General features: G+C 33.6%; 13 protein-coding genes. 9 read left to right on the top strand and 4 right to left on the bottom strand.

The features are described 5' to 3' along the window. Positions 1-19: 19 nt before the first annotated feature. A complete protein-coding gene (locus tag HM984_RS01355; protein WP_179347806.1) occupies positions 20-1,219 on the bottom strand; it encodes an aminotransferase class I/II-fold pyridoxal phosphate-dependent enzyme in 1,200 nt (399 codons plus the stop codon). A 256-nt stretch (positions 1,220-1,475) separates the two neighbouring features. Here HM984_RS01355 and HM984_RS01350 point away from each other — a divergent pair, with 256 nt between their 5' ends. From HM984_RS01350 to fabV, 5 genes are all read left to right on the top strand, one after another. Beyond that, a complete protein-coding gene (locus HM984_RS01350; RefSeq protein ID WP_115808706.1) occupies positions 1,476-1,934 on the top strand; it encodes an Lrp/AsnC family transcriptional regulator in 459 nt (152 codons plus the stop codon). Between the two features lie 174 nt (positions 1,935-2,108). Beyond that, complete coding sequence (locus HM984_RS01345; protein ID WP_179347805.1) at positions 2,109-2,879, top strand: LuxR C-terminal-related transcriptional regulator; 771 nt, start codon at positions 2,109-2,111, stop codon at positions 2,877-2,879. Between the two features lie 285 nt (positions 2,880-3,164). After that, positions 3,165-4,772 (top strand): S41 family peptidase, encoded by a 1,608-nt coding sequence (locus HM984_RS01340; RefSeq protein ID WP_179347804.1) that lies wholly within the window; start codon positions 3,165-3,167, stop codon positions 4,770-4,772. 97 nt (positions 4,773-4,869) lie between these two features. Continuing rightward, a complete protein-coding gene (gene lpdA / locus HM984_RS01335; RefSeq protein WP_179347803.1) occupies positions 4,870-6,270 on the top strand; it encodes a dihydrolipoyl dehydrogenase in 1,401 nt (466 codons plus the stop codon). Between the two features lie 10 nt (positions 6,271-6,280). Next, a complete protein-coding gene (gene fabV, locus HM984_RS01330) occupies positions 6,281-7,471 on the top strand; it encodes an enoyl-ACP reductase FabV (RefSeq protein WP_179347802.1) in 1,191 nt (396 codons plus the stop codon). A gap of 504 nt (positions 7,472-7,975) precedes the next feature. Here the strand turns inward: fabV and HM984_RS01325 are convergent. The 3 genes from HM984_RS01325 to HM984_RS01315 all read right to left on the bottom strand — a co-directional run bounded on the left by HM984_RS01325 (position 7,976) and on the right by HM984_RS01315 (position 10,395). Beyond that, positions 7,976-8,566, bottom strand: coding sequence for a hypothetical protein (locus HM984_RS01325; RefSeq protein WP_179347801.1), 591 nt, complete (start codon positions 8,564-8,566; stop codon positions 7,976-7,978). Between the two features lie 67 nt (positions 8,567-8,633). Next, complete coding sequence (locus tag HM984_RS01320) at positions 8,634-9,344, bottom strand: LytR/AlgR family response regulator transcription factor (protein ID WP_179347800.1); 711 nt, start codon at positions 9,342-9,344, stop codon at positions 8,634-8,636. After that, positions 9,337-10,395 carry a sensor histidine kinase gene (locus tag HM984_RS01315; RefSeq protein ID WP_179347799.1) on the bottom strand — a complete coding sequence of 353 codons (1,059 nt, stop codon included), beginning with the start codon at positions 10,393-10,395 and terminating at the stop codon, positions 9,337-9,339. Before HM984_RS01315 ends, HM984_RS01320 begins: the two co-directional genes overlap by 8 nt. 190 nt (positions 10,396-10,585) lie before the next feature. Here HM984_RS01315 and HM984_RS01310 point away from each other — a divergent pair, with 190 nt between their 5' ends. From HM984_RS01310 to HM984_RS01295, 4 genes are all read left to right on the top strand, one after another. After that, positions 10,586-11,002, top strand: a complete 417-nt coding sequence (locus HM984_RS01310; RefSeq protein ID WP_115808715.1) for a MotA/TolQ/ExbB proton channel family protein — start codon at positions 10,586-10,588, stop codon at positions 11,000-11,002. A 92-nt stretch (positions 11,003-11,094) separates the two neighbouring features. Continuing rightward, complete coding sequence (locus HM984_RS01305) at positions 11,095-11,499, top strand: DUF2721 domain-containing protein (protein WP_179347798.1); 405 nt, start codon at positions 11,095-11,097, stop codon at positions 11,497-11,499. Between the two features lie 81 nt (positions 11,500-11,580). Continuing rightward, entirely contained in the window at positions 11,581-12,174 is a 594-nt protein-coding gene (locus tag HM984_RS01300) for an RNA polymerase sigma factor (RefSeq protein WP_115808717.1), read from the top strand. Next, a complete protein-coding gene (locus HM984_RS01295; protein WP_115808718.1) occupies positions 12,158-12,340 on the top strand; it encodes a hypothetical protein in 183 nt (60 codons plus the stop codon). Before HM984_RS01300 ends, HM984_RS01295 begins: the two co-directional genes overlap by 17 nt. The last annotated feature ends 8 nt before the right edge of the window (positions 12,341-12,348 follow it).

Below are 12,348 nucleotides of genomic sequence, written 5' to 3'. Positions count from 1 at the left end.
AATAGGTGTCATTTTTAAGCTAAAGAATATGTAATTCTTTCATGCAGGCTTTCATCATGTCGTAGGTGCGTTCAATATCGGCATCTAATCCGATAGAGAAGCGAATTAAACCATCGCTTAGTCCCATAGCTTCTTGTTCATCTTCAGGGATTTCAGAAGAGGTAGAGCTACCTGGAGCACTGAATAAAGTTTTGTAGAATCCTAAGCTCACTGCTAAATAGCCTAAGTTGCGTTCTTGCATTAATTCCATCAACGCATTGGCGTTATCTAAAGACCCCACATCAATAGTCATCATGCCTCCAAAACCGTATTTTTCATTCATCATAGATTTGAATAACTCATGCGATGGGTGAGAGGCTAAACCTGGATATACTGTTTTTAAACCATCTTTTTCAAAGCGTTCTGCTAAATACGTAGCGTTATGGCTGTGTTGCATCATTCTAATATGTAAGGTTCTTAGGTTTTTTAATACCGAAGCCGAACGCAGACTATCCATTGTAGAGCCTAATAACATAGCCGCTCCGCTGTTAACGTTTCGCAAATCGTTAATTAATTCTTGTGTGCCACAAACAACTCCTCCAACTGTGTCTGAAGATCCATTGATGAATTTGGTTAAACTATGCACTACAATATCGGCACCCAAGTTAATTGGAGAGATTGATAAAGGTGAAAAGGTATTATCTACAATCAGTTTTAGATTGTGTTTTTTAGCGATGGCAGCCAAACCTTTAATATCTGCTACTTCTAATAGTGGATTACTAACCGACTCGCAATACAACACTTTAGTTTTTGGTGTAATTGCCGCTTCAACGAGGTCTAACTTCGTAATGTCCACAAAGGTTGTGGTAATGCCTAAACGTGGAGTAAAGTTCTTTAAAAAGGCATAGGTGCCACCATAAATGGTTCTGCTGCTCACCACATGGTCGCCAGCATCGCAAAGTTGCAGTAAAACCGGAGTAATGGCTCCCATACCTGAAGCTGTAACGGTTGCTGTTTCTGTGCCTTCCATGGCTGCTAAAGCTTCACCTAAGTATAAGTTAGATGGAGTAGAATGGCGTGAGTATAAATAACAACCATCTGCATTCCCTTCAAAGGTATCGAACATGGTTTTTGCCGATAAAAAGGTATAGGTTGATGAATCTGAAATAGATGGGTTAACACCACCGAATTCCCCGAAGTATTGTAAGTCTTGTATATTGTTTGCCGGTTTAAAAGTCATGTGTTTAGTTTTATTGTTTTTTAATGGTCACATGCAGTTCGCTATTTACCATCTCCTTTAAGGCGATAAGATTTCGAATATGCTCGTGTCATAGTTGTTTGATTTATGAATTAGTTAATTCAAACTTCGTTATTATTAGATGATTAATCAATAGTAGGGACGATATATAGATGAATAATCTGTAATTATTAATTTTAGTAGTTTTATTATAATTAAATTTGAATTTTGTGTAATTATTTCCGAAAAAACAACACGTATGATTTTTGATGCCACTGACAGAAAATTACTTCAATTACTTCAAACCGATAGTAAGCAAACCAATAAAGCCTTATCGCACCAATTAAATTTATCGGTGACTGCGGTTTATGAGCGTATAAGAAAACTCGAAAAGAGCGGCATTATAAAACAGTACGTGGCTTTGGTGGATAAAAGTAAAGTTGAAAAGGATTTTGTAGCCTTTTGTCATGTGAAATTAGTGCAACACTCACAAGACTATGTCGTTAAGTTTGAACGTGAAGTAAAGAAACTCAATGAAGTTTTAGAGTGTTACCATTTGAGCGGAGATTATGATTATTTGCTTAAAGTTTTGGTGAAAGATATGAAAGCCTTTAGAGAATTTATGGTCGAGAAACTTACTAAAATCGATCATATTGGTAGTACGCACAGTATGTTTATGATTAACGAAGTAAAGCATACCACAGCGATTACACTTTAAGATTATAGTGCTTTATTATAATTATAACGTATTGATTATTAGTGTTTTTGTGTTCGGTTTTGTTAATTGAGTTTCAATTCTAAACGTACTCGTAATCTGTTAGTTATAGTGTTTGAGGTCTATTTTATTAAAGGCTAGGCTATTGTGATTCGATAAATTTTCTAATTTTACACTATGAGATATACTGAAATTAAGGATTTGTATAAGTTTATATTTAAATCCTACGATAAGCCATTTCTAAAAGAGCATATCGCAAAGATTATAGAGCTCGACGATTATTTACCGTATAGTTCTACTTTTTTTTGTGTTACCAATACTCAAGATTTAACCTTTGAATACATAAGTAAAAACTTTACAGCCTGCTTAGGTCTCGATGCGGGTGAGCTAAAAGCGTTGGGTATGCGCTATTTTTGGAGCCGAATTCATCCCGAGGATATTGATGCTTGGTTAAGCGCTCTCAATAGTTTAATGGAGTTTACACTTGCTGAAATTCCAGAAGACAAACGAAAAGACGCCAATTACACTTGGAATTTTAGACTTAAAAATAGTGATGATGTTTATGTTAATATTATTCAGAACACCACTCCTTTAGTATTTGATTCTGACGGAAAACCGATTATTGGTTTAGCACATTACACGGTTTTAGATGCTAATGTTAAAATGGAAATTACGGCGTCTGCAAAATTATTAAATTCACATAACGAATATGAAACCTTGTTTTTTAATAACTTCTCTCAAAAATTATTAAATGACAGTATAAGTAACCGAGAGCGCGATGTGATTCGATTACTTGTGTTAAATCAATCTAGTAAACAAATTTCAAAGAAGTTAAATATTAGTTCTCATACAGTAGATACACACCGTAGAAATATTTTGAAGAAGCTTAATATTTCATCGACAGGAGAATTGATTGGTATGTTGAAAATGAATCAACATTGGTTATAAAAGGCATAAATACTCAAATTGAGTATTGCGAAATGAGATACTAAAGTGCAACTTTGAAGTACTATTAAAAATTAGGGTAAAATAGGTCCATTCTTAAGATTATTGTCATTAATCGAGAGTTTGGACTATTTTTTTTCTTCAACCTTTGATTCGCTATTGTAAAGCGATTGGCGTATTTCTAGTTTTAAATTATATTAGAAGCAACCTTTCTTAATATTTTTACGTCTTTATAGATATAGGCTATAATTTAATCAGCAATCAAATTTTAAATCGCATCAACAAAACATGAAGAAAACACTACTATTCACACTGTGTATTACATTACTATTGGCGTCCTGTGCCAGCGTTGAAAAACACAACCTGCAAGTCACCAAATTACATCCTGTTGAAGATCTTCATGAAGATATAGACAAGGTATATGACCAATTGCAACGTCATCATCCGCATTTGTACCAGTTTACATCTAAAACCGTGCTCGATTTTAAGTTCGATAGCTTAAAGAATGCCATAGATGAGCCTATGGATAGTCGTACGTTTTATAAACAACTCGCTGCGGTTACCAAATATATTGGTCAAGGACACATGTCCTTGTCACCTCCAAGTGAACGGTTGAATAGAAAAGAAAGAAAAGCCTTAAATAAAACCAAGTTTGAACTTAATAATTTAGATTTTGAATATTTAGATGATAAACTTTTGATTGTAAATGCGAGAGGAGCTGATACTGTTTTAATTAATGCCGAAGTTTTAAAAGTTGAAGATGAAAATCCTCAGGATTTAATCAAAAACTATACTAAAACAATAGCATCAGATGGTTATAATACTACGTTTCATAATAGAGTCGCTGGCACACGTTTTATGAGTTATTACGCTAAAGATAAAGGTCGTTTTGATAGTATTAGTTTGATCTTGAAGCATTCAGATTCTACTTTTATAAAGCAGTATAAGCGCGTTTTAAAAGTAGACACCACCAGTATAAAAAATGATTCTATAAAACGAGATTCCCTTAAAGTTGCAGAGGTTAAAAAAGTAAAACTTACCAAAGCAGAGCGAAAGGCGAATAAACTAAAGTATAAAGCCCAAAGAAAATACAATCGTAGCCATGGTTATATCGCTTCGCGAAATGAATATACCCGAAACTTGAACTTTGTAGGTAAAGACAGTTCCGTCGCTTTATTAAAAATAAGAGGATTCTCTAATGGCAACTATAAAGACTTTTACGAAGAGAGTTTTAAAACCTTAGATTCGCTTCAAACGGAAGTGCTAATTATTGATTTACGAAACAATTTTGGTGGACGCTTAAATGAAATTACCGATTTGTATTCGTATCTCACGGATGAAAATTATACCATGATTAACCGAAGTGAAGTTAATACACGCTTTCCGCTTTTAAAGAGTGTAATGAGTAACACCACTCCAAACGCCGTTAAAGCTTTTGCAGGTCTTATGTCTCCCGTTCTTTTTACCATAGACCTTTTTAAAACACAGAAAAAAGGGGATACCTTATATTATAAATTCAAATCCACTAAAGAGAAAGAGCCAAAACCTTTAAATTTTAAAGGCAAAATTTATGTCTTAATTAATGGTAACTCGTTCTCGGCATCATCCATATTATCTACAAAATTGCAAGGCAGTAATCGTGCTACTTTTGTAGGCGAAGAAACCGGTGGTGCGTTTAATGGAACCGTAGCCGGATTCTATAAAGTGTACGAAATGCCTAATACCAAAGTACGTGCACGAATAGGACTTGCGCATATTGATGCCCCTAATAAAACGGCACCAGATGGTTATGGTGTAAAACCAGATGTAGAGTTATTACCAAGTTATAAGGATCGCTTACAATCTGTTGATCCGGAGTTAGAATGGATTTTAGAAGATATAGCGCAAAAGCCATAAATTGTTGATGTCAATAATGGGTTTTAAAATTCGTAAATAAGTAATCAAAATTGTACTTTTGCAGGCATTATATTTAATCAGATAAACACTATTCTTTATGAAATCATACGATGTAGCAATAATTGGTTCTGGACCTGGAGGTTATGTAGCGGCAATCCGTTGCGCACAATTAGGCATGAAAACAGCTATTATTGAAAAATATTCAACGCTTGGTGGTACGTGCTTAAACGTAGGTTGTATTCCAAGTAAAGCCTTATTAAGTTCTTCGCATCATTACGAAGAAGCCACCAAACATTTTGAAGAACACGGTATTGAAATCCCTGGAGATATCAAAGTGAATCTAGAAAAAATGATTGGTCGTAAACAAGCTGTTGTAGACCAAACTACAGGTGGTATTGATTTCTTAATGAAGAAAAATAATATCGATGTTTTTGAAGGCCTTGGGTCTTTTAAAGATGCCACTCATATTACTATAGAAGGTAAAGATGCTCAAGAGATTGAAGCAAAGAAAATTATTATTGCTACAGGGTCTAAGCCATCAACATTACCGTTTATTACTTTAGATAAAGAACGTGTTATCACATCTACCGAAGCTTTAAAATTGAAAGAGATTCCAAAACACATGATTATCATTGGTGGTGGAGTTATTGGTTTAGAGTTAGGACAAGTGTATCGTCGTTTAGGTGCTGAGGTTACTGTCATCGAATATATGGACAGAATCTTACCAACGATGGATGCCGGTTTGTCTAAAGAATTGAATAAAGTCTTTAAGAAAGCCAAATGTAAAATGATGTTGTCTCATAAAGTGCAGTCTGTTGAGCGCAATGGAGATGAAGTGATCGTTAAAGCGGAAAATAAGAAAGGCGAAGTTGTAGAATTTAAAGGAGATTATTGTTTAGTTTCTGTAGGTCGTAAGCCATATACGGCTGGTTTAAATGCTGAAGCTGCAGGTGTAAAATTAAATGATAGAGGACAGGTTGAAGTAAACGAACATTTACAAACGTCTGCATCTAATATCTACGCGATTGGAGATGTTATAAAAGGAGCGATGTTAGCGCACAAGGCGGAAGAAGAAGGAACTTTTGTTGCTGAAACTATTGCAGGACAAAAACCACATATTGATTATAATTTAATTCCAGGAGTTGTTTACACATGGCCAGAAGTGGCTGCTGTTGGTAAAACAGAAGAAGAATTAAAAGAAGCTAATGTTGAGTATAAAGTTGGTCAGTTTCCATTTAGAGCATTAGGTCGTGCTAGAGCAAGTGGAGATCTTGATGGCTTTGTAAAAATCTTAGCAGATAAAACCACAGATGAGGTTTTAGGAGTTCATATGATTGGTGCACGTTGTGCCGATTTAATTGCAGAAGCCGTAGTTGCTATGGAATTTAGAGCGTCTGCTGAAGATATTTCACGCATGTCTCATGCACACCCAACATTTGCAGAAGCCGTAAAAGAAGCCGCTTTAGCAGCAACAGAAGATAGAGCATTACACGTTTAGACTATAAAATATGATAATAGAACCAAGAACTAGAGGGTTTATATGTTTAACATCACATCCGGTTGGCTGTGAGCAAAATGTATTAAGTCAGATAGACTATATTAAATCAAACCCAACAACTAACGGCCCAAAAAAGGTGTTAGTTATTGGAGCATCAACAGGCTTTGGCTTAGCATCTAGAATTACTAGTGCTTATGGCTCTAACGCCTCAACTATTGGTGTGTTTTTTGAAAAGCCGCCTACAGAAGGGCGTCCGGCGTCACCAGGTTGGTACAACAGTGCCGCTTTTGAAACGCAAGCGCATAAAGATGGCTTATATGCTAAGAGTATCAATGGAGATGCATTTTCAAACGAAATTAAAGCACAAACTTTAAAATTAATTCAAGACGACTTAGGGAAGATTGATATGATTATTTACAGTTTGGCTTCACCAGTAAGAACACATCCAGATACAGGAGAGCGTTTTAAATCTGTTTTGAAACCGATTGGTGAAACATTTACAAATAACACCGTAGATTTTCATACAGGAGTCGTAAAAGAAATTTCAATAGAGCCTTGTTCAGGTGATGATATTGATAATACGATTGCCGTAATGGGAGGTGAAGATTGGAAAATGTGGATTGACCTCTTAAAATCTGCAGATGTTTTATCTGAAGATTTTAAAACGGTTGCGTACTCTTATATTGGCCCTTCATTAACAGAAGCGGTTTATAGAAAAGGAACCATTGGTCGCGCAAAAGATCATTTAGAAGCGACTGCTTTTGAAATTACAGATTCTTTAAAAGATATCAACGGAAAAGGCTATGTTTCTGTAAATAAAGCTTTAGTAACGCAGGCGAGTTCTGCAATTCCGGTAATTCCGTTATACATTTCATTATTGTATAAAGTGATGAAAGAAGAGGGGATTCATGAAGGTTGTATAGAGCAAATTGAACGTTTATTTAATGAGCGTTTATATGCTGAAGATTTACAATTAGATGCGCAAGGAAGAATTCGTGTTGACGATTGGGAAATGCGAGATGATATTCAGGCTAAAGTTTTAGAACTTTGGAAAGAAGCCACCACAGAGACTTTACCTGAAATTGGAGATTTAGAAGGTTATAGAACAGATTTCTTTAATCTTTTTGGTTTCAATGTTGAAGGTGTTGATTATGATAAGGATGTTAATGAAATGGTTGCTATTCCTGGGTTACAAGAGTAGTACACTTTCACTTTAAATAATTTTAAAAGCGAATTTCTGATAAGGATTTTCGCTTTTTTTGATGCTAATTATCACTAAGCTATTGGCAATATAGGCTTAATGGCTTAGTGGCTTTGCGCGAAATAATATGACACAGAGTTCCACAAAGAAGGCACGAAGATTCACGGAGAAATTATACTAAGCTTCAACGTTTTCTATAACGATTTAACACTAATCTATAACGTACTGAAGATTGACACCTATTTTTGAGGGTTTATTTCTTTGCGTCTTAGCGGCTTTGCGCGAAAGATAATATCACAGAGTTCCACAAAGGAGGCACGAAGATTCACGGAGAAATATTATTAAATTATATGTCTTTTTATCTTTTAAAGATAGTTGAACGTAGTTCTGATTATTTTTCTTCACTAATCACTAATCACTAATCACTAATCACTAATCACTAATCACTAATCACTAATCACTAATCACTAATCACTAATCACACTGAAAGCGGGAAACTAACAATCAAAGTTCCTGTATCAAGTCAGAAATGCGCATGCGGTTACTATAATCGTGTTCATTAATATCTCGTACAAAACAATAGGCGCTGATATCGCCAGTTTTTACTTTTTCGGCTAAGACTTCAACTTTAAAAGGACCAAATTCTTCTGATTTTTCGATGTAGTAGAATTCGTGATCATAAATTATAGTACTGACCTTCTTTTTATATTTGTCTTTTAGGAAGGCTTGGATATCTTCGACTGAATTTATATCATCATCATAGTTCGTCGCGTTAATGTACATAGCAAATTCTTCTTTGCTTTGGTTGTTTAGCACCAAGATGTCATCATCTTTAAAAAACGCTTTGACAGTAATCATTCCATCTTCGGTTTCAATAAAAAAGATATTGTGAATACTAATGTTCCATGAGGTTTTTATCACATGATCTTTCCTGGAAATTTCCAGAATATTATCGGCTTTAAATGTGTAAATCGATTTCTTTTTAGAAATGCCATTTATTAAGACCCATTGTTTATTTATAAAATGAGAATCGTGATGAACCTCATAATTAAATGGTTTTAAATTAGGAATAGTATTATGTAGGTAATCATTCATTCAATGAGGTTTCAATACAAAGGTAGTTGCTTTGTAACGTTGCGATTTGGGCGTTTATTTCTTAAAGTTAAAAATTTTCTAGATGTTTTAAAACTTCTTTCTTATAACTTCGACTAATGGAAAGCGCTTTCCGATTAACAGTAACATGGTCATTTGTAAATGACTGTATGTGTTCTAACGCCACAATATAAGACCTGTGAATCCTTAAAAAACGTGTTTTTGGTAATTTCGCTTCAATGGCGGTAATCGTTTCTCTGGTGACTATGACACTGTCCGAAAGATAAATTTTAATATAATCGCTATAACTTTCAATATAGTAAAGGTCGTCAAAGTTTATTTTTTGCATTCTTCGGTCAGAGCGTACAAATATAAAATCGTTGTTATCTAAGGTGTTCGTAGTCGTTTCTTTAAAACTCGAAAAGACTTCAAAATACCGGTTTACAGATTGTAGTAAACGTGAAAAGGCAATAGGTTTTAGTAGGTAATCGACAGCTTGTAGATCAAAACCTTCCACAGCATAATCTCTATAGGCTGTGGTAAAAATAATCTTAATGTCTTTGTTTATGGACTTTGCAAAAGCAATTCCTGATATCTCTGGCATGTTAATATCTAAAAAGACTAAGTCCACTGTATTATTGCTCATAAAGTTAAAAGCTTCGATGGCATTTTTGCATTGTGCAGTAACCTCAATAGTATCAATCTTAGATAAATGAGAAGCTATGATGTCTCTAGCTATAGATTCATCGTCAACGATAATACACGAGATGGTTTTAGACATTGGTTAATTTAAGTATTAATTGTACTTCGAAAAAATGGTTATTCTCTATAATATTTAAATCATACTGATTTTTATAGAGTAGTTCTAGTCGTTTCTTTATGTTGTCTAACCCTATACCAGATTGAATTGTACCTGTTTTAGAATGCGAATTTTTAATACTAAAATGGATGCTATTGTTTTTACATTTAAATGCAATATCAATAGTCAATTTACCATCTTTAATCTTGCCATGCTTAAAGCTATTCTCTACAAATGGTAAAAATAACATTGGGGCAATTTCCATATTTTCAGAGCAACTATCATCACTTAAATTAATTTCTAGAGTATCATTAAAACGCAGTTGTTCTAAACTTATATAATCTTTAATATGGTTAATCTCATCCGTTAAAGGCACAAAAGGTTTATCAACTTGGTATAGCAAATAGTCTAAAAGATTAGATAGTTTTAGAATCATTTCAGGCGTTTCATCAGCTTTCTTCAAAGCAAACCCATACATGGTGTTTAGCGTGTTGAATAAAAAGTGCGGATGTATCTGCATTTTTAAATATTTCAGTTCTTGCTCTTTTAGTTTTAGTTGTGTTTCTAGGATTTTGGTTTCTAAAGTCTTGGTTTTTTTAGAAGCGATATTATTTAGTTTCATTAGCTTAAATGCGCTTACAATAAAGGTAACGAGATAGATGCTTGTCATTACAAAAAGGATGTTTCCTGTAATGGGATTCATATGGGAATATTCAAATTTTGAAAGATAAATCAAACTAAAAAAGATAGACACCATTACTAAATAGGCCGAAATAATAAGCGTGTATATACTATAAAGTATAAAATGGAAATAGCGCTTTGTAATGAGGTAATTTGGTATTAACGCATAAATACAAACATAGGTTAGTGAAATCGTTATGGGCATCAAAAAGAGTGAATACACTAAGGTATCATCAAAGTTATTGCTGCCAATACCAAAAAAGTACGTGAAGAAGAGGAGTACAGCACACCAAAATATAACATGGAGCAATCCTTGACCAATTTTTTTAAATATGAATTCTTTTTTTAGCATGTACTATAATTAGCATTACAATAATACCATATTTTTCAGCTGAATAATACCTTTGTAGACGAATGACGGAATTAGCAACGGATTTAGCATTTAGTTTAAAAGGGCATTAAACTGGTGATTCGTCGCATTTTAAAATTATTACAGCATTTAAGATTTAAGTTTGAACCATGTTTAATTAAAATCATCAATTATGAACGAACACTTAGTTTTGAAATTATTAGTACTACCTAATCCATTGGCAGACCGGTTTAATGAAGGAGGGCCATTATTTATGTCACTTATTTTAATCTGTTTATTGCTTTCTGTTTTTCTTTTAATAAAAGGTTTTATCAACCTTAAAAAGAATAAAGTGATAGCTGAGAAAATGCTGAAACTAACTATAGATTCTAGCTTATTAGGTTTAGTGTTAGGTTTTTTAGGATCTGTTATTGGATTAATTACCGCTTTCGATTCTGTTGAGGCCATGGGAAGTCCTGAGCCGTCAATTTTTGCTGGCGGATTAAAAATATCCTTATTAACAGCAACTTTTGGCTTGTTTACATTTGTTTTAGCACGTGTAGGAATATTAATATTACGGTGGTGTCTAAATGCAGAAAAGAACGCATAATAAACATAAATTATAATATTACAAGCGAACTTTATAAAGTTCGCTTTTTTATTTTCTAGTGTTTTATTTCTGTAATTTTGTAAAAACAGATTATGGAAGAACTAACGCTCACAACACCAGCACTTTTGTTCTCGGCAATATCGTTAATTATGTTAGCGTATACCAACCGATTTTTAGCTTATGCTGCTATCATTCGAAATCTTAGTGATAAGTATTTAAAGCATCAAGACGCTTCCGTTCTCAGGCAAATTAAGAATTTAAAATTGAGAATACAATTGACTAGGTACATGCAGATTGCAGGTATTACTAGTTTATTGTTTTGTGTTTTAACGATGTTTTTAATTTATATACATTATCCTATTGTAGCAGTTTGGGCATTTGGTTTAGGATTAGTACTTCTTATTTTATCCTTATTGTTTTTAATATGGGAAATTCAAATATCAGCAAAATCTTTACAGCATCATTTAGGTGATATTGAAAATCATTTTAAAAAGTAATTTTTTAAAATTTTTTGTGACCTCTTTAAATATTGTGTGTCTTAATATTAATAACCAATTTAATACCGACTAAAAAATCCCTTGACCAAAGACGCTATTCATAGTCTAACCGATGAAGCGCTCGTAGAAGCTATCGTGAAAACCAACGACACTTTGTTGTTCGAGGTGCTGTACGATAGATTTGCGAACATGGTTTATAATAAATGTTATGGATTTGCAAATGGAGTTGATGAAGCCAAGGATTTAACTCAAGATGTTTTTCTAAGGGTTTATGTAAAATTAGGAAGTTTTAAAGGGAAGTCTAAATTTTCAACATGGTTGTATGCTTTCACGTATAATCATTGTGTTAATTATGTTACTCGAAATACAGCTAAAAAGTTTGAGAAAAAGTCTATTAGCACAGAGTATCTTGACATTGAGAATATAGGTGAAGATATAGATTCTACGCTTGAGTTTGAAAGCATGAGAGTAGAGCAGTTGAAGCACGTTATGGAACTCATCTCACCAGATGATAAGATGATGTTATTATTAAAGTATCAAGATAATTTATCAATTAAAGAATTGGCCGATGTTTTAGATATAGGAGAAAGCGCGGTTAAAATGCGATTAAAAAGAGCGAAAGATAAACTTGTACATAAGTACACAAATTATACGAAAGATGGAGAATCCATTTAAGCAATTAGATAAGCCTTTACAGGAAGTTCCGCTGGAACTGAAAGAGAAAGTTATGCATGATATTGCCATAGCAAAACTCTTTTTGGAATTGGCAGAATTGTTTTCGTATAATATTGGTCATATTATAGACAGTGTAACAAGTAGACGGAAAAAAGATAATAAGTAAAAAATAGT

The sequence above is a fragment of the Winogradskyella pacifica genome (assembly GCF_013403915.1).
Taxonomy (GTDB): Bacteria; Bacteroidota; Bacteroidia; order Flavobacteriales; family Flavobacteriaceae; genus Winogradskyella; species Winogradskyella pacifica.
The sequence above is the reverse complement of the archived record's forward strand: the minus strand, read 5'-3'. Positions and strand labels throughout refer to the sequence as shown.

Coding starts and splice junctions, on each gene's coding strand:
- HM984_RS01340 (WP_179347804.1), top strand. CDS start 3,165: ATGAAGAAAACACTACTATTCACACTGTGTATTACATTACTATTGGCG.
- HM984_RS01305 (WP_179347798.1), top strand. CDS start 11,095: ATGGAAGAACTAACGCTCACAACACCAGCACTTTTGTTCTCGGCAATA.
- HM984_RS01295 (WP_115808718.1), top strand. CDS start 12,158: ATGGAGAATCCATTTAAGCAATTAGATAAGCCTTTACAGGAAGTTCCG.
- fabV (WP_179347802.1), top strand. CDS start 6,281: ATGATAATAGAACCAAGAACTAGAGGGTTTATATGTTTAACATCACAT.
- HM984_RS01320 (WP_179347800.1), bottom strand. CDS start 9,344: ATGTCTAAAACCATCTCGTGTATTATCGTTGACGATGAATCTATAGCT.
- HM984_RS01350 (WP_115808706.1), top strand. CDS start 1,476: ATGATTTTTGATGCCACTGACAGAAAATTACTTCAATTACTTCAAACC.
- HM984_RS01315 (WP_179347799.1), bottom strand. CDS start 10,395: ATGCTAAAAAAAGAATTCATATTTAAAAAAATTGGTCAAGGATTGCTC.
- HM984_RS01345 (WP_179347805.1), top strand. CDS start 2,109: ATGAGATATACTGAAATTAAGGATTTGTATAAGTTTATATTTAAATCC.
- HM984_RS01325 (WP_179347801.1), bottom strand. CDS start 8,566: ATGAATGATTACCTACATAATACTATTCCTAATTTAAAACCATTTAAT.
- HM984_RS01310 (WP_115808715.1), top strand. CDS start 10,586: ATGAACGAACACTTAGTTTTGAAATTATTAGTACTACCTAATCCATTG.
- HM984_RS01355 (WP_179347806.1), bottom strand. CDS start 1,219: ATGACTTTTAAACCGGCAAACAATATACAAGACTTACAATACTTCGGG.
- lpdA (WP_179347803.1), top strand. CDS start 4,870: ATGAAATCATACGATGTAGCAATAATTGGTTCTGGACCTGGAGGTTAT.